This window comes from Bacillus sp. z33, assembly GCF_058313615.1.
On sequence record NZ_JBZFQN010000002.1, the window covers coordinates 918,155 to 934,928 of the forward strand.

Here is a 16,774-nt window from a genome sequence, read left to right on the forward strand (position 1 = left end):
TAAATTTTGTTGACAAGATATTTTGGTAATAATAGAATAATAATGTAAACGCTACCAATATTAGGGGAGGGAGATAATAATGAAAAAATTTAAGTTTTTGATTTTTATTTTGATTTTAAGCTTGGTATTAAGTGGATGCAGCAGTAGTAGTTCTTCTAATTCCAAGGAAGGTAATAAAGAGGTTACTGCTTGGGCTTGGAATATTAATATACCAGTTTTAGAGAAAGCGGCAAAGGAGTTTGAAAAGGATCATCCTGGTTTCAAACTGAAGGTAGTAGAACTTGGACGTGAAGATGTTTATTCGAAATTAACTACAGGTCTTCAGGCTGGCGGGAAAGGTCTTCCGGATATTGTTCTCATGGAAGATGACCGGGTTCAAGGATATTTTGAGTCATTCCCCGAAGCATTTATGAATGTTTCTGAAAAAGGATTTGACGACCATGCAAGGCAATTCGCTACATATAAAATTGATTTACTAACGCAGGAAGATGGCAATGTTTATGGTTTTCCATTTGATGCAGGTCCGACAGGTGTGTTCTATAGAACGGATTATTTTGAAAAAGCAGGTGTAAACCCGGATGAGATTAAGACTTGGGATGATTTAATTAAAGCGGGTACAGTGATAAAAGAAAAAGTTGGTGTTAACCTGCTTGGACTAGATTTAAATGGTGATGACGGTCTTTATCGTATGATTATGAACCAGCAAGGAACCTTGTATTTTAATGAAAAGGGTGAAATTGATTTCCTTTCTGAGGCTTCTAAGAATGCGATGAGTGTAATAAAGAAAATGAATGATGCTGATTTGATCAAAAACACAGTAGGATGGGATGCATGGATTAGCGCTATGGCTAATGGCGATGTAGCAATAGCTCCATCAGGTGCATGGCTTTCTGGTTCATTGACTCAGCAGGCTATTGATACTTCTGGTAAATGGGGAGTATTCCAATTGCCAGCTTTTGAAGAAGGTGGAAACCGTGCGGCTAATCTGGGAGGAAGTAACTATGTCATACTTGACAGCAGTGAGAAAAAAGATGAAGCATATGACTTCATGGAATACTTCTCTACTTCTGAAGATGCTCAGTTAGATGCAATGGCAGGAGGATTATTCCCTTCCTTGAACACAGTTTACGATAATGAAGTGTTTACTGCTGAAGATAAATTCTTCGCTAATCAATCAATCTGGAAATTGTTCGCTGATGAAATGAAAGATATTCCATCTGTAAACTATACAAACAATTATACCCTTGCGCAAGATGAGGCTGAAAAAGCCCAATCAGAAATATCTAATGGCACCAGCGTCGAAAAAGCACTTAAAGATGCAATGAGCCGTTTAGAGAACAGAATCAATAAATAGAAATACATTTAGGGGGGTGAATGGATATCATTCAGCTCCTCTTTTTAAAAAAGGGGATGATTTCGATGAATAGACAAAAGCTTTTTCCATATTTATTTATAGCTCCAGCAGTTATCCTATTTTCCATATTTACAATATATCCGATCATATCTTCCTTTATTTTAAGCTTCCAAACTTCGGAAAGAGGACAATATTTATTTGTGGGTCTTGATAACTATAGACGTCTATTGGATGATGCGATTTTCTGGAAGGCGTTAGGTAATACCTTTATCATTTTTATAGTTCAGGTTCCCATTATGCTCATTTTAGCTTTGATTCTTGCAACATTACTAAATAATCAATTATTGAAATTAAAAGGATTTTTTAGAGTTTCGTTTTTCCTTCCAGCAGTTACTTCCTTGGTTGCCTATTCTATTTTGTTTTCAATTATGCTGCAGGAAGACGGAATTTTTAATACTTTACTAGGTTACTTAGGAATTGGAGATGTTGGTTGGCTCTCTACACCTTTTTGGGCAAAAGTATCGATTATATTAGCGATGACATGGCGTTGGACCGGTTATAATATGGTTATTTTTTTGGCCGCACTTCAAAATGTACCCGGTGAAATCTATGAAGCAGCTTCGATTGATGGTGCAGGAAAGATTCGTAAATTCTTTTCTATCACGATTCCTTCTCTTAAACCTGTCATTTTATTCGCTGCCATTTTATCAACCATCGGTACATTACAATTATTCGACGAACCGTATAACTTGACTAAAGGTGGACCAGCAGACGCAACAATGTCCTTAGGTCTATATATTTATCAAAACGGCTTTAACTATTTCGATTTTGGTTATGCATCTGCCATTGCTTATACCGTTGTAATACTTGTAGGAGTACTAACCTTTATCCAGTTTAAGGTTACAGGAGATGATTAATATGGAAAAATTACAAAGTCAAAAATCTAGTAGAGTAGAGCCTGTGAAAACTAAAAAAAACCGTTCAGCGTTAGCTTCGAAGATAGGCATGTATGTGGTATTAGGGATATTTACTATTGTCTCTATTTTCCCTTTTTATTGGATGATAATTGGTGCAACTAACCATTCCAGTAAGATGTTTGCTAAAACACCGACACTTTTACCTGGTAAAGAATTTGTTACAAATTTTACTAACTTAAATGAATCAATTGATATTGTACGGGTACTGATGAACTCATTGATTGTTTCAGGTATTTATGTGGTAGCTGCACTGTTTGTTTGTTCAACAGCCGCCTATGTGATTGCAAAATATCAATTTAAAGGACGTAACTTACTTTTCACCTTATTCTTACTGTCTATGATGATCCCATATCAGGCTACCTTAATTCCATTATTTCAAATGATGACAAATCTGAATTTATTAAATACATACGCGGCACTAATTTTACCTACAGTATGTTACCCATTCGCCATTTTCTTAATGAGGCAGAATTTCTTGTCATTCCCTACAGAATTAATAGAGGCTGCAAGGATCGATGGAGCAGGAGAATCGAGAATATTCTTTAAAATCGTACTGCCATCAATGAAGCCTGCATTAGCTGCTACTGCAATCTTTCTTTTTATGGCTCAATGGAATAACTTCATGTGGCCGCTTGTGGCAACAACATCGAGTGATATGTATACATTCCCTGTAGCATTATCAAGTTTAATAGGTTTATCGATTATAGATTATGGTCAGATTATGACTGGAGTTTCGTTGGCTACTGTACCTATTATTATATTCTTTTTGGCATTACAAAAACACTTCATTTCTGGCATGTTAGGCAGTGCGGTTAAGTAAAAAAGGAGCGGTTATTATGCTGACAGTTGATAGGGAACAATTTCTATTAGACGGAAGACCATTTCAAATTCTATCCGGGGCTATTCATTACTTCAGGGTTGTGCCTGAGCATTGGCGGGATCGCCTGTTAAAATTGAAAGAATGCGGGCTTAATACGGTTGAAACATACTTACCCTGGAATCTTCATGAACCGAAGAAAGGTGAATTTAATTTTAGCTACCTGGCAGATGTGGAAGCTTTTATCGAGTTGGCTCAAGAGTTAGATCTTTACGTTATTTTAAGGCCATCCCCCTATATTTGTGCAGAATGGGAGTTTGGTGGGTTGCCGGCATGGCTATTAGCGGATAAAAATATCGAGCTACGCTGTTCAAATGAGCAGTTTTTACAACATGTAAGTGATTACTATGACGAGTTAATTCCAAGGATTGAGAAATACCAATATGAAAAAGGCGGTCCTGTATTGGCCTTTCAAATCGAGAATGAATATGGGGCATATGGAAATGACAAACAATACTTGACGTTTCTCAAAAATGCTTTAGTGAATAGGGGTATCACTAGTTTACTGTTCACATCTGATGGTCCTGAAATGGTAGAAGCAGGTTCACTCACTGATGTATTAACAACTGTAAACTTTGGTTCTCGTCCATTAGAGGGTTTTGCAAAAGTGGAAGAGCTTAAGGCAAACCATCCTAAAATGTGTATGGAATTTTGGATTGGTTGGTTTGATCATTGGGGCGGGGAGCATCATATCAGGTCGGGTGCTGATGTAGCCGAAACACTGAGAGTTATGTTGGAAAGTGGTGCCTCGATTAATTTCTATATGTTCCATGGCGGTACTAATTTTGGATATATGAATGGGGCTAATTGTTATGATGAATATACTCCAACCGTAACAAGCTATGATTACGATGCGTTGTTATCGGAATCTGGAGAAATTACCGAGAAATACTTACTTGTTCAAAAAATTATAAGTGAGTTTAAACAGCTCCCATCTGAGGTTAGGAAAGAGCAGCCAAAATCCAAACATTATGGAAAACTGGAAGTTAAGGAAGTATGCAGCTTGTTTGATGCCCTTCCAGTAATCAGTGAAAAAAAGACATGTTCTCATCCATTATCAATGGAGCAGTTAGGGCAAAATTATGGATTGACGTTATATCGGACAATTGTACCTTACTGCGGTAATTTCGAAATGGATATTACACCTATTCGAGATAGGGCGTTTGTATATATCAATGGTGTACTAGAGAGGATTATCTATCGAAATGATAAGGTGAAGAATATTCAATTAACTGGAACAAATGAGGAAAATATCATTGAAATACTAGTAGAAAATATGGGTCGAGTGAACTATGGAAAGAATCTTAAAGATTCCAAGGGGATTATTGAGCCATTGTGGGTAAATAATCAATTTCAGTTTGGTTGGGATATTTATCCAATTGAATTAGGAGATGTTTGTTTAAATGGCATCGTACCAAAAGATGAAAGGTATCCAAAATTCTTCGATGGATCACTCTATATTGACGAATCATGTGACACCTTTGTCTCCATGAAAGGCTGGAAAAAAGGGTATGTTTTTGTTAACGGATTCAACTTGGGTCGCTATTGGGAAGAAGGTCCACAAACAACTCTTTATATCCCTGGCCCATTGCTAAAAAACGGCGAGAATGAGATTTTGATAGTAGAGCTCGAAGGAAATACAGATCATATTATAACTTTTTTGGAAAAGGCAGACTTGGGATAGGGGGTTTTTATGGATGTACATTCATATTTCAAATAATAATACTCAATTTCATCTGACAAACGGGCAAATCAGCTATATATTCCATATTATGAAAAATGGGCAACTAGGTCATTTATATTATGGCAAAGCCATTCAGGGGCGCGAAGACTTTTCGCGCCTTCAGGCATATGGAAATCCAACAGGTAATAGTACACATCTTGAAGATGATCCTGCCTTTTCAATTGAATCTTTCAGGCAAGAATACCCTGTATATGGAAAAGGTGATTTTCGTGACCCAGCAATAAGCCTGCGTAAGAATGATGGCAGCCATGTCGTGAATTTTATATATAAAACTCACAAGATACTAAAAGGGAAAAAAGAAATCCCTGGACTGCCGGCCACATATGCAGATAGTCAAGATGCTACATCTTTGCAAATAATACTGATTGATAAGCGGCTTAATGCGGAATTAACTTTACATTACACTATTTATCACCATTTGCCAGTCATTACCCGCTCGGCATCATTAAAAAATAATAGCCATGAGCGGATATCCATTGAAAAATTCATGAGTTTATCCATTGATTATCCAAATATGGATTATAGGATGGTTCACTTGGCAGGAGCTTGGTCAAGAGAGCGGCACATAAAAACACGACGAATTGAATCGGGTATTCAATCGATTGGCAGTATTAGAGGAGCTAGCTCACATCATCATAATCCATTCTTAGCATTAACCAGCCTTGATGCAACTGAGCATACAGGGGAAGTGTATGGCTTTAATCTGGTGTATAGCAGTAATTTTCTTGCACAGGCAGAGGTTGATCACTATGAAAATACTAGAATCATGATTGGTATCCATCCATATCGTTTCGAATGGTGTCTTGAACCAGGTACACAGTTTCATTCACCCGAAGCTGTCATGGTATATTCAGAAATGGGCATGAACGGAATGAGCCAAGCATTCCATAATCTTTACCGTAATCACCTGCTCCCAAGCAGATGGAAAAATGAATTAAGGCCAATCCTGATTAATAATTGGGAAGCAACGTATTTTGATTTTAATGAAGAAAAGCTTCTGACCATTGCAGAAAAGGCAAAGAAACTCGGTATTGAATTATTTGTTCTAGATGATGGATGGTTTGGCAAACGAGACAATGACAAAAGCTCTCTTGGTGATTGGATTGTGGACAATGAGAAATTGCCGAACGGATTAAAATTCTTGTCCGATGAAATAAAGAAGCGTGGACTAAAGTTTGGACTTTGGTTTGAACCTGAGATGATCAGCCCGAACAGTAACCTATCTAAAAACCATCCGGAATGGGCGATTAGCAGCCCGAAAGATACGCAGACCCTAAGCCGCAACCAACTGGTTTTGGATTTCACAAGGGACGAAGTGGTGGACACTATTTATACGATGATGGCAAAAATTATCAAAGAAACCAACCTAACTTATATTAAGTGGGATATGAACCGTTATATCACAGAGGCCTATTCGGAAGGATTAGAAGCACATTGTCAGGGAGAGTTTTTCCACCGCTATATATTAGGTGTCTATAAGCTATATGACCGCTTAACATCGGATTTTCCAGAAGTCCTATTTGAATCTTGTGCTGGAGGAGGGGGAAGAGTAGATCCTGGATTATTGTATTATGCCCCTCAAATTTGGATTAGTGATAATACAGATGCAGTAGAACGCTTAAAAATACAGTATGGAACCTCTTTAGTTTATCCAATATATAGTATGGGTTCGCATGTATCGGCTGTTCCGAATCATCAGACTCTTCGAAATACGCCGATTTCTGTTCGGGCTGATGTTGCGTATTTTGGTACATTTGGATATGAACTTAATCCAAATCAATTAACGGATAGTGAGCAAAAGGAGATTGTACAGCAAGTTCAGTTTTATAAAGAACACCGAAAATTAATCCGTGATGGTGATTTCTATCGTTTGAAGAATCCGTTTGCAGGCAATGAGACAGCTTGGATGATTGTAAGTAAGGATAAAAACGAAGCGTTAATCGGGTATTATCAAGTACTGGCTATACCAAATCCAAAACGTCAGCAATATCTTCGCCTTGTTGGGTTGATTGAAGACGCAACCTACAAATTGGATAGCCAAGCCCATTATGGAGATGAATTAATGGCTATCGGGATTCCTTTGCCAATAGAATTCAATGGGGTAAATAGACAAGTTGCCCAACGTGGTGGAGATTACCAATCTCACGTGTTTTATATTAGACAGAGCGAATAATAGGGAGGCTTTACGATGTATTTAGGAGTCGATTACTATCCGGAACATTGGGATTTTGTTTCAATAGATTCAGATTTAGAGAGAATGAAAGGAATGGACGTAAATCTTATTCGTATTGGTGAATTTGCTTGGCACTTGATGGAGAAAGAAGAAGGTCAGTTTGATTTTTCATTTTTTGACGGAGTTGTAGCTAAAGCAAAAGAATATGGAATTAAGATTATGTTTGGAACGCCTACTGCTACTTTTCCGGCATGGCTGGGAAAGAACTATGCTTCAGTTTTTCTAAAGGATGAAAATGGGCAGCAGATGGGTTACGGCGGCAGACGGCAATACTGCTATAATTCAGAGAAATATACGGAGTTATCTTTACGTATAGCCGGACGTCTTGTTCAGCATTATCGTCAGGAGGAGCAAATCATTTCATGGCAAATCGATAATGAACTGGGCCACGAAGGAAGTGACATGTGTTATTGTGATCACTGCCATAAGGAATTCCATCTATATTTGAAAGAAAAGTATGGAACAGTAAGTCAATTGAATGATCGTTGGGGTACCGTTTTTTGGGGACAAACGTATAACGATTTCAGTGAGATTCCGTTACCAGTTAAAACTATTACCGTCCATAACCCTTCACTACTCCAGGATTGGGCTAGATTTCGTTCTTATTCACTTAGCCGATTTGCATTGAAGCACGTGAACTTAGTGAAGAGCTTAAAAGGAGATCATCAAACGGTTACCACAAATCTGCCGGGAGGTTTCTTTGATAAGTGGTTTGATCATAATGAGTTTTCCAGAGAATTAGATTTTGTATCATATGATAATTACCCGGTTTGGGGCGGTCTGGCCGAACCTGTTACACCGGCTGAGTTGTCCATGTCCCTTGATTTTATTAGAGGGTTGAAAAGACAGAATTTCTGGATTGCCGAACAGTTAATGGGGGCTCAAGGTCATGATATTATTGGTTATCTTCCTCGTCCAAAGCAAGCGATAGCCTGGTCTTATCATGCTTTTGCCCACGGCTGTAACAATATGCTCTATTTCCGTTGGCGCGGTATGAACCGCGGAGCTGAACAATATTGCTTAGGAATACTTGATGCCAATAATCGACCTTCCAGAAAATATCTTGAGGTACAGAACTTTTTTAGAGATATTAAAAAGTACCAACATATAGTGGATAGCCCAATTAAGGCTGAAATAGCGGTATTATATGACTTTGATAATATTTGGTCTTGGCGCACACAAAGGGAGAACCCCGGAATTAATTTTTCACAGGAGGTTATTCGTTTATATGAGCCGTTTTATAAGCAGAATGTAGCGATAGATGTGATACGGTACGATCATGAATTTTCGGATTATAAGATCTTACTCATCCCGATTATGAAAATGGTTGATGAAGAATTGGCAAAAAGGCTGGAGGCCTTTACAGCTGCCGGAGGAACAGTCGTTATGTCATATCGGGCAGGTGTGAAGAACAAGGATAATAATATCCGTTTTGGTGAAATGGTTCCAGGACCTTTGTCCAATTTATTGGGAATAGAGATAGATGAATCTGAATCCTTACTTGGAGGAAGAACTGCTGAAATAGTCGACTTAAACGGAGGTTTTTCAATATGCTCGATTTGGAGAGATATGGTACATCCAACGACAGCAAAGCCGCTCAGCCATTATCATGATTCTTACTATTCTAATTATGCCTGCATTACAATGAATCACTTTGGGAAAGGCAACGCTTATTATATTGGAGCAGATGTAGATCATTCTGTAATGGAACCACTTTGTAAGAGGATTGCATTAGAAGCAGAGTTAACCGTTTATCACTCTGATGAAGGAATTGAAGTGATGGAACGTATTGTTAATGGGGAAAAATATTTAATGGTTATCAATCATTCAGAAACAAAAGGGTGCTTTGCTGAAATTGATGTGCAACCATTTGGGTGTGTAATTTGCAAAGTGGATCAAAATGGTTCTATTCATGAGTATAAGGGAATTGAAAGTACATAACATGGGAGGGAAGAGGACTTATGGCGACCATAAAAGATATAGCACAAAAGGCTGGTGTCTCCAATGCGACCGTTTCGAGGGTTCTAAACTATGATAATACCCTGTCTGTCAGTGATGAGACCAAAAGAAAAATATTTGAAGCAGCCGAAGAACTCTCCTATAACAAAACACCTACACGAAAGATTACTTTACCAAAAGTGGCCATTATTAATTGGTATACAGACAAAGAAGAGCTTGACGATCTTTACTATATGTCCATTAGGATAGGTGCAGAAAATGGTTGCCAAGCCTGTCAAGTTCAGGCTATGAAATACACGTATAAGAATCTGGAAGAAATCAATCCTGATGAGATTGCCGGTGTTATCGCTATAGGTAAATTCAGGGAAAAACAAGTTGAGCGCATTAGTCGAATTTCTCCCAATATAGTCTTTGTGGACTTTAACCCTGATGAAGACCGTTTTGATTCAGTCATAATTGATTTAAGAAAGGCTACTGAGAAAATACTAAAATATTTTATAAAATTAGGTCATCAGCATATTGGCTATATAGGGGGACATGAATCCTATATGGATGAAGGTATGGATATTGAAGATGTACGAATAGATGCCTTTTGTAGTTATTTAAGGGGGAAGGGTCTTTTAGATAAAGCATCCATTTACACGGGTTCTTTTACAATCAATGATGGCTATAAGTTAATGAAGAAAGCCATAAGAGAAGAGGGAGATAACTTGCCAACGGCTTTTTTTGCCGGTAATGATTCCATTGCGATTGGTTGTTTGAAGGCATTGCACGAAGAAAAAATCTCTGTTCCTGATCGGGTTAATATTGTGGGGTTAAATGATTCAAGTTTAGTCAAGTTTGTTTATCCATCTTTAAGTACAATTAAGATACATACAGAATTAATGGGAGAAACAGCAGTAAGTTTATTAATGGAGCAAATGACAAACAGGATTGTACCAAAAAAGGTAGTGCTCCCCACTGAATTAATTATTAGGGATAGTAGCTTTTGAATAGGTTAGGAAGGAACATGTTTAACATCTTAAGCTAGTACTGGATAAGTAGCTTCCGTAATTAAAATTCATTCTTCTGCTCTTTTCTCTTAAGTGTTACGTACATTGATTTGGTGATTTAAATCCTTTGATAATTGTGTAAGAGCCGCCCATTCAATCATAGGGCGGTTTATTACTATGCAAAGTAAGAAAGGTGCAAGTTGGCTTCATAATATGGGGGGAATAAATAAATTTTAATTTGAAAACTGGTTTAAAATCTTACTTCTTTCTTTATAATGCCCATTAAATGTATAATAAATGAGGTAAAGTAGTTAAGTTGTTCTTTTATACATAGAATCTTTTAGTTAAAATATGAAATGTATCAAAAAGTATTGAAGTGACAGCTTATTCATATTACTATTTTTAAGTAGATATAGTGGAAAGAGAGTGTTCATAATGGGACGTAAATGGAATAACATTAAAGAAAAAAAAGCTTCTAAAGATGCCAATACCAGTCGTATTTATGCCAAATTTGGACGTGAAATATACGTAGCAGCTAAACAGGGTGAGCCAAATCCCGAATCCAACCAAGCATTAAAAATGGTACTCGAACGTGCAAAAACATACAGTGTGCCAAAGGCTATCATTGATCGTGCAATTGAGAAAGCTAAAGGCGGATCTGAAGAAAACTATGACGAACTTCGTTATGAAGGTTTTGGACCAAACGGATCTATGGTGATTGTTGATGCGTTAACAAATAATGTGAACCGTACAGCATCAGAAGTCCGTGCAGCGTTTGGTAAGAATGGCGGGAATATGGGTGTCAGCGGATCGGTTGCGTACATGTTCGATGCTACAGCCGTTTTTGGTATTGAAGGAAAGACATCTGATGAAGTGCTTGAATTGCTAATGGAAGCAGACATTGATGTCCGTGATATCCTGGAAGAAGATGAGGCAGTTATTATCTATGCAGAACCACATCAATTCCATGCTGTTCAGGAAGCCTTTAAAAATGTAGGTATAACAGAATTCACAGTTGCTGAACTGACAATGCTTGCGCAAAATGATGTAACATTGGACGCAGATGCTCAAGTACAATTTGAGAAAATGATTGACGCAATTGAAGATTTGGAAGATGTTCAGCAAGTTTATCATAATGTGGACCTTGGTGAATAAATCATTATCCATGTTAACGTCTCTCCGGGGGGAATGTCCCATGGGGAGACGTTTTTAGTTTAAAGAAGGAGAATGGAGGTAAAAGTAAGAGATAAACTTAAGTATTGGAGGTTATCTTATGCCCTATAAATCTGTTAAAGATTTGCCTGATTCAGTGAAGGATTCATTACCAAATCATGCACAGGAAATATTTAAAGAAGCGTTTAATTCCGCAAAAGATGAATATAATGAAGAGGAAACTGCTTTTAAAGTAGCTTGGAGTGCAGTGAAGAACAAGTATGAAAAAAATGACGATGGTAAATGGGTAGAAAAATAATACTTATATTGGAATACTCATAGCTTATTGAGTATTCCTTGTTTTTTCATAAAGAATCTTTAATTCGAAAAATTTTGGATGGTTTAACAAATCAAGGTTATCTGACAAGAGAATTTCTTTTAAGGCTTCTTCTTTTGAGATGGCATAGCCGATGCTTTCTTGTTCAATCCACTGTCTTTGTTCAATAATTAGAAAGCTGCCATCCTCCAAGCAGGTTATTCCCTTCTGACAGGATAAGCCATTATTTTGATGTTCCCAGTACTCTTGCTCAGTGTGGCCGGGAATTGTAGCAAAAAGTATATGTAATGGGTTATTTCGAAATCCATTAGCCATCCGACAATCTCCTTACATAACAGATTTAAGAATATGATGTCCGAATGAAAGGTCACTATACGATAGTTCACGAATTGCATAAATTTAGTTAAAGGAAGTCATATTAAAAATAAAGTCAAACATAAAAAACGGTAAGCTAAGGTTCGCTTACCGTTTTTACAATATAAACTTAGAGGCTTCTTGCACCTAAGTATTTTGGTTTCCAATAAGAGGATGTCATATCAGCTTGTACAACACCGCTTGAGCCTGCATGGATAAATTTATTGTTTCCAACATAGATACCCATATGAGAAGCTCCGGAAGTATAGGTTTCAAAGAAGACAAAGTCCCCTACAGATGGTGTGCTTACTTTCTTCATAGAAGAATAGTAGCCAGCTGTGTTTGTGCGTGTAAAGCTTGAGCGTTCTTTTTTAACAATATAGTAAATGAATCCGCTGCAATCGAATCCTGCTGGAGTCGTTCCACCCCATACATAAGGAGTACCGATTAAGCTTTTTGCAGTAGCAACCATACGTTCAGCTTCTGATTTAGTAACTGTAGAACCTGATGTAGTACCAGCTGAAGTAGATGATTTGCTAACAACCAATACTTGTCCTACATAAATCGTATCGCTTTTTAAATTATTCCATGATTTTAAATTCGCAATTGTAGTGTTATATTTATTTGCAATTTTCCACAAGGAATCTCCGGATTTTACCGTATATTTACTTGTCGAAGTAGAAGAACTTGTAGATGCTTTTTCACCTATATTAAGAGATTGTCCTATGTAAATTGTATCGGACTTTAGATTGTTTTCATTTTTAATTGCAGACACAGTAGTATTATATTTAACTGCTAATTCCGATAAAGTATCACCTTTAGCAACTTTAACAGTAGCGGCAGATGCAGCACCGGCAAAAATAGAAGAAGCCAGGACAGCGGTAGCAGTAATTGATAGAACTTTATTTTTCATGTTGACCCCCACTAAACTTAGTATATTTCTTAAGTACTAGCTTAGTGTAGTAGATTCGACAAGATAATACTATAGTTGTTCCCTAAATGTAACAAAAAAGAAAGTTTAATGTAATAAAAGTGAGTTTTCTGTTTATTGGTAAGATTTATTTAATTGTAAATGCTTTATAATCATCCGCTATCTGTGTACTGATCTCGACATGGTTTACTTCACTGTATTTCGGCCCGATTCTAATTTTACCAATGAAGTGACCCAATGCCTCTTCAGTACCCTGCGCCATAATCTCTACATCACCATTTGATCGATTTCGAACCCATCCCTTTATATCATGATTTCTTGCTGTATAAAGAGTAAAATAGCGAAACCCTACACCCTGGACCAGCCCCGTGACCACTATGTGAAATTGCTTCATCATTGATCCTCCTAATCTGTTATTTACATATTTCAGTAACTGTTTAATTTTATTGAATGTAAAATGACATGATTTCTTTTTAATCTGGACAGTTTTTATCTGTAACCAAGTGAACTGCTTAAAAAGAATAACTTCTTAATTAAATGGTACGTATTTTTATTGTGACAATCAACAAATAGGATGAAATATATCATGGAAGTAAACGCTAGAATACCTGGTATGATAGAATAATATAAACCAAATAATGGAAATTTTGTGGGGGGATAACATGAAGAGTATTTATTTAGTCAGGCATTGTGAGGCTACCGGTCAGGCATCCGATTGTTCATTAACAGATAAAGGAATCATGCAAGCTTTAGAGCTGACAGATTTTTTTAACGAGATTCCCTTAGAACGGATTATATCCAGTCCATACAAAAGAACTGTTGAATCATGTAAAGCAATTGCAGAAACAAAGAGTATACATATTGAATATGATGACCGTTTAAAGGAACGAGTATTATGTGAGCATGATTTGCCTGATTGGAGAGAAAAATTGTATCAATCTTTTATGGAACCTGATGTAAAATTAGCAGGCGGAGAATCAAGTAATGAGGCTGGAAAAAGAGGAATGGCCGTGATAAAAGAAATATTGGCCAGCCAATGTGCCAACACATTAATCGTCACTCACGGGAATTTATTGACTTTGATTTTGAACAATATGGATAATTCATATGGATATCATGCTTGGATGAAACTTACAAATCCAGATGTTTACCATTTAATTATAGATGAAAAGTACATCGATATACAGAGAGTATGGAAAGTTAACCAATAATTTCACACTAGAGGAAGTATAAGATGATAGGTAAAGGGTTGGTTTCCTTCATGTGTCGGGTACTGTAAAAAATTCCATGGATACAGATCTATAGGAGATTAAAAAATGAAATACAAAATTGTATTTACGGGTGGGCTGATGAAGGAACGAATAAAATGTTCTGTGTGGTATTAAAGAATAGATAAAGGACCAATATCTTCCTATATTATATGATTTCATTTACCGACTCAGATGCAGAGTAGGGGGGACTGGCACTAATAGTTCTTCATCCGTAGAATAAACAATTGGAATAAGCTAAATAAAAATACAAATTCATTTATTGGTCTAAACGGAAAAGAGTAGAAAATTAACTAGTAGTTCAAAAAATGGGAGTGTCGCAATCATGAATTTAAGAAACTACGCTAACTATGATGGTCTTGGATTGGCAAAGCTCATAAAAGAAAAGCAACTTACCTCAAAAGAAATAATTGAGGATGCATTCGAGCAAGTTAATGAACTTAACCCTAAATTAAATGCGGTTGTCAGAACAAGAATGGGAAAAGCATTGATAGAAGCAGAAAAATCAGAATCCATTCAAGGCCCATATGCAGGGGTCCCTATTTTATTAAAGGATTTGTCTCAAGCTATTAAAGATGAACCGATTACGGCTGGTACAAAACTGCTGTTAAATCGAATTGCGAACCGTGATTCTAATTATGTGAGAAAAATTCGCGAGGCTGGGTTTGTGATTATTGGACAAACGAGTACACCGGAATTCGGACTGAAAAATATTACGGAGCCCGTTGTTTATGGTCCAACCCGTAATCCGTGGAATTTGGATTATTCATCCGGAGGGTCAAGCGGCGGGGCTTCAGCCAGTACCGCCTCAGGCATGGTGCCGATCAGCGGAGCCAGTGATGGAGGGGGCTCCATTCGCATTCCAGCATCCTTTACTGGTTTAGTTGGATTAAAGCCAACAAGGGGCAGGACTCCGGTTGGTCCGGGGATAGGGCGTCAATGGCATGGAGCGGCGGGTGATTTTGCCTTAACAAAAACCATTCGTGACAGTGCAGCTATGTTGGATGCATTGCAAATCATTCAGCCGGATACAGCTTTTCAGGTGCCATTATTCAATGGAAGTTATTTAGAGTATCTCTCGAAACCGCTGAAAAAAACTCTTAAAATAGCTTTCTCTACTAAATCTCCTGTAGGTACACCGGTCAGTGAAGAGGCAGTAATAGCAGTACATAAGACAGTAGAATGGCTCGAGCAGTCAGGATTTAGTGTAGAAGAACGTGAAAACGGCGTAGATGGAATCCGTCTGATGGAAAATTACTATATTATGAACAGCGGGGAGATGGCAGCTGATCTTCTTTCGATTGAAGAAGCGATTGGACGTCCAATTACAGTTAATGATATAGAAATCGTCACTTGGGTTCTCAAAACTGCTGGACAAAATGTATCAGCCGTTCAATTTACTCGCAGTATAGCAGAATGGGATACAGCTGCTGCGCAAATGGCAAAGTTTAATGAAGTATACGATTTATATCTCACGCCGGCAACGGCTTTCCCGGCACCAAAGGTTGGAGAATTGACTCATACTCCTGAACAGAGCGCAGAGTTATTAAAAGTGAATGAATTAAATACTTCTGAGCAGTTAGCATTGGTCTATGAGATGTTTAAGCCAAGTTTAACCTATACTCCATTCACACAGCTTGCGAACATTATTGGCCAGCCAGCCATCAGCTTGCCTGTTCATATAACAGCTCAAGGGTTGCCGCTAGGGGTACAAATAATGGCACCAAAGGGAAGAGAGGATTGGTTGCTTCAGATTGGAGCATTAATGGAGCAATCGGATATTTGGGTTGGCCAAAAGGGAAATCCTTATTTAGGATAAATTTAAACTAGTTTGAGTAAACTCATGGAATATGGCTTGGCTCATTGGTTGAATGGTGGTCAGTCAAAGACGACATAGAGCTAACCCCGCGTGAATTTGATTTACTTGTCCACTTCATCCGGAATGCACGTATGGTACAAACGAGAGAACAAATTTTAGAAGAAGTATGGGGAAATAAGTGCTATTCTTTGACTGAAATAGGTGAAAGAATAGCATTTATTTGTTTATAAGGAGGAGCATTAGTAGGATAAGCCTTCTATCCATGTTACTATCTAGTTAAATACGAAGAAACATAAAGTATCAGTCTGACTGGAAACTATACATATTAGGAGCGTTGCAACTATGCTGGATAAATTAAAAACGAAATTTAACGAAATGAGTAAAAAAGGAGTGACTGTACCTATTAAGCCGATGATGTTAGAACAGCTTATAAAAAGGCAGTCTGGTCAAAAAAATATAAAAGTAGAAATAACAACAGGCCTTCTGATCATTCGTGGTACAACAGATACAAATATTTCATATATGGTAACACTAAAACCTGTCCATATGGAAAAAAGAGTGATTATTTTTGAAGTCGAGAGTGTGAACCCAGTTAACATGAAAATGGTTGACATTAAGATTTTTAACAGTCCACCTTTTTCTGGATACTCAAATCAAACGGTTAACATGGATTTCAATTCCTGGGATATCGTAAAAAAAATCCCTGTTGGAAGAATTAAATCATATGAGATGGAAGAGGGTACAATAAAGTTATCATTATCTTTATAATTGTAAGTC

16 protein-coding genes are annotated in these 16,774 nt (G+C 37.4%); 13 read left to right on the forward strand and 3 right to left on the reverse strand.

Annotated features, from left to right (window positions below):
* Nucleotides 1-79 precede the first annotated feature (79 nt).
* The 9 genes from AC4G3L_RS11480 to AC4G3L_RS11520 all read left to right on the forward strand — a co-directional run bounded on the left by AC4G3L_RS11480 (nucleotide 80) and on the right by AC4G3L_RS11520 (nucleotide 11,607).
* Nucleotides 80-1,354: an ABC transporter substrate-binding protein gene (locus AC4G3L_RS11480; RefSeq protein ID WP_491077088.1), complete on the forward strand. Its 1,275-nt coding sequence runs from the start codon at nucleotides 80-82 to the stop codon at nucleotides 1,352-1,354.
* 65 nt (nucleotides 1,355-1,419) lie between these two features.
* Nucleotides 1,420-2,271: a carbohydrate ABC transporter permease gene (locus tag AC4G3L_RS11485; protein ID WP_491077089.1), complete on the forward strand. Its 852-nt coding sequence runs from the start codon at nucleotides 1,420-1,422 to the stop codon at nucleotides 2,269-2,271.
* Between the two features lies 1 nt (nucleotide 2,272).
* Nucleotides 2,273-3,151 carry a carbohydrate ABC transporter permease gene (locus AC4G3L_RS11490; protein ID WP_491077090.1) on the forward strand — a complete coding sequence of 293 codons (879 nt, stop codon included), beginning with the start codon at nucleotides 2,273-2,275 and terminating at the stop codon, nucleotides 3,149-3,151.
* Nucleotides 3,152-3,167: 16 nt separating this feature from the next.
* The gene (locus AC4G3L_RS11495; protein ID WP_491077091.1) at nucleotides 3,168-4,892 is read left to right on the forward strand and encodes a glycoside hydrolase family 35 protein; all 1,725 of its coding nucleotides are present in this window, start codon (nucleotides 3,168-3,170) and stop codon (nucleotides 4,890-4,892) included.
* Between the two features lie 13 nt (nucleotides 4,893-4,905).
* On the forward strand, nucleotides 4,906-7,125 hold the full coding sequence (locus AC4G3L_RS11500; RefSeq protein WP_491077092.1) for an alpha-galactosidase: 2,220 nt from the start codon (nucleotides 4,906-4,908) through the stop codon (nucleotides 7,123-7,125).
* 15 nt (nucleotides 7,126-7,140) lie between these two features.
* The gene (locus tag AC4G3L_RS11505; RefSeq protein WP_491077093.1) at nucleotides 7,141-9,126 is read left to right on the forward strand and encodes a beta-galactosidase; all 1,986 of its coding nucleotides are present in this window, start codon (nucleotides 7,141-7,143) and stop codon (nucleotides 9,124-9,126) included.
* Nucleotides 9,127-9,146: 20 nt separating this feature from the next.
* The gene (locus AC4G3L_RS11510; RefSeq protein WP_491077094.1) at nucleotides 9,147-10,136 is read left to right on the forward strand and encodes a LacI family DNA-binding transcriptional regulator; all 990 of its coding nucleotides are present in this window, start codon (nucleotides 9,147-9,149) and stop codon (nucleotides 10,134-10,136) included.
* A 435-nt stretch (nucleotides 10,137-10,571) separates the two neighbouring features.
* Nucleotides 10,572-11,291 carry a YebC/PmpR family DNA-binding transcriptional regulator gene (locus AC4G3L_RS11515; protein WP_491077095.1) on the forward strand — a complete coding sequence of 240 codons (720 nt, stop codon included), beginning with the start codon at nucleotides 10,572-10,574 and terminating at the stop codon, nucleotides 11,289-11,291.
* Between the two features lie 118 nt (nucleotides 11,292-11,409).
* Entirely contained in the window at nucleotides 11,410-11,607 is a 198-nt protein-coding gene (locus tag AC4G3L_RS11520; RefSeq protein WP_491077096.1) for a ChaB family protein, read from the forward strand.
* 24 nt (nucleotides 11,608-11,631) lie between these two features.
* Here the strand turns inward: AC4G3L_RS11520 and AC4G3L_RS11525 are convergent, their stop codons facing one another.
* The 3 genes from AC4G3L_RS11525 to AC4G3L_RS11535 all read right to left on the reverse strand — a co-directional run bounded on the left by AC4G3L_RS11525 (nucleotide 11,632) and on the right by AC4G3L_RS11535 (nucleotide 13,304).
* Nucleotides 11,632-11,940, reverse strand: coding sequence for a hypothetical protein (locus AC4G3L_RS11525; RefSeq protein WP_491077097.1), 309 nt, complete (start codon nucleotides 11,938-11,940; stop codon nucleotides 11,632-11,634).
* A 169-nt stretch (nucleotides 11,941-12,109) separates the two neighbouring features.
* The gene (locus AC4G3L_RS11530) at nucleotides 12,110-12,892 is read right to left on the reverse strand and encodes a C40 family peptidase (RefSeq protein WP_491077098.1); all 783 of its coding nucleotides are present in this window, start codon (nucleotides 12,890-12,892) and stop codon (nucleotides 12,110-12,112) included.
* Between the two features lie 145 nt (nucleotides 12,893-13,037).
* Nucleotides 13,038-13,304: an acylphosphatase gene (locus tag AC4G3L_RS11535; RefSeq protein WP_491077099.1), complete on the reverse strand. Its 267-nt coding sequence runs from the start codon at nucleotides 13,302-13,304 to the stop codon at nucleotides 13,038-13,040.
* Nucleotides 13,305-13,572: 268 nt separating this feature from the next.
* Between AC4G3L_RS11535 and AC4G3L_RS11540 the strand changes: the two genes are divergently transcribed.
* The 4 genes from AC4G3L_RS11540 (at nucleotide 13,573) to AC4G3L_RS11555 (ending at nucleotide 16,765) form a co-directional block, all read left to right on the forward strand.
* On the forward strand, nucleotides 13,573-14,121 hold the full coding sequence (locus AC4G3L_RS11540) for a histidine phosphatase family protein (RefSeq protein ID WP_491077100.1): 549 nt from the start codon (nucleotides 13,573-13,575) through the stop codon (nucleotides 14,119-14,121).
* 382 nt (nucleotides 14,122-14,503) lie between these two features.
* The gene (locus AC4G3L_RS11545) at nucleotides 14,504-15,997 is read left to right on the forward strand and encodes an amidase (protein WP_491077101.1); all 1,494 of its coding nucleotides are present in this window, start codon (nucleotides 14,504-14,506) and stop codon (nucleotides 15,995-15,997) included.
* Nucleotides 15,998-16,041: 44 nt separating this feature from the next.
* Nucleotides 16,042-16,227 (forward strand): winged helix-turn-helix domain-containing protein, encoded by a 186-nt coding sequence (locus AC4G3L_RS11550; RefSeq protein WP_491077102.1) that lies wholly within the window; start codon nucleotides 16,042-16,044, stop codon nucleotides 16,225-16,227.
* 112 nt (nucleotides 16,228-16,339) lie between these two features.
* Nucleotides 16,340-16,765: a hypothetical protein gene (locus tag AC4G3L_RS11555; RefSeq protein ID WP_491077103.1), complete on the forward strand. Its 426-nt coding sequence runs from the start codon at nucleotides 16,340-16,342 to the stop codon at nucleotides 16,763-16,765.
* Nucleotides 16,766-16,774 lie beyond the last annotated feature (9 nt).

What these genes read in the sequence shown, in the direction of transcription:
- AC4G3L_RS11515 (WP_491077095.1), top strand. Translation starts at nt 10,572, where the DNA reads ATGGGACGTAAATGGAATAACATTAAAGAAAAAAAAGCTTCTAAAGAT.
- AC4G3L_RS11500 (WP_491077092.1), top strand. Translation starts at nt 4,906, where the DNA reads ATGTACATTCATATTTCAAATAATAATACTCAATTTCATCTGACAAAC.
- AC4G3L_RS11495 (WP_491077091.1), top strand. Translation starts at nt 3,168, where the DNA reads ATGCTGACAGTTGATAGGGAACAATTTCTATTAGACGGAAGACCATTT.
- AC4G3L_RS11535 (WP_491077099.1), bottom strand. Translation starts at nt 13,304, where the DNA reads ATGAAGCAATTTCACATAGTGGTCACGGGGCTGGTCCAGGGTGTAGGG.
- AC4G3L_RS11555 (WP_491077103.1), top strand. Translation starts at nt 16,340, where the DNA reads ATGCTGGATAAATTAAAAACGAAATTTAACGAAATGAGTAAAAAAGGA.
- AC4G3L_RS11530 (WP_491077098.1), bottom strand. Translation starts at nt 12,892, where the DNA reads ATGAAAAATAAAGTTCTATCAATTACTGCTACCGCTGTCCTGGCTTCT.
- AC4G3L_RS11525 (WP_491077097.1), bottom strand. Translation starts at nt 11,940, where the DNA reads ATGGCTAATGGATTTCGAAATAACCCATTACATATACTTTTTGCTACA.
- AC4G3L_RS11505 (WP_491077093.1), top strand. Translation starts at nt 7,141, where the DNA reads ATGTATTTAGGAGTCGATTACTATCCGGAACATTGGGATTTTGTTTCA.
- AC4G3L_RS11485 (WP_491077089.1), top strand. Translation starts at nt 1,420, where the DNA reads ATGAATAGACAAAAGCTTTTTCCATATTTATTTATAGCTCCAGCAGTT.
- AC4G3L_RS11490 (WP_491077090.1), top strand. Translation starts at nt 2,273, where the DNA reads ATGGAAAAATTACAAAGTCAAAAATCTAGTAGAGTAGAGCCTGTGAAA.
- AC4G3L_RS11540 (WP_491077100.1), top strand. Translation starts at nt 13,573, where the DNA reads ATGAAGAGTATTTATTTAGTCAGGCATTGTGAGGCTACCGGTCAGGCA.
- AC4G3L_RS11520 (WP_491077096.1), top strand. Translation starts at nt 11,410, where the DNA reads ATGCCCTATAAATCTGTTAAAGATTTGCCTGATTCAGTGAAGGATTCA.
- AC4G3L_RS11480 (WP_491077088.1), top strand. Translation starts at nt 80, where the DNA reads ATGAAAAAATTTAAGTTTTTGATTTTTATTTTGATTTTAAGCTTGGTA.
- AC4G3L_RS11545 (WP_491077101.1), top strand. Translation starts at nt 14,504, where the DNA reads ATGAATTTAAGAAACTACGCTAACTATGATGGTCTTGGATTGGCAAAG.
- AC4G3L_RS11510 (WP_491077094.1), top strand. Translation starts at nt 9,147, where the DNA reads ATGGCGACCATAAAAGATATAGCACAAAAGGCTGGTGTCTCCAATGCG.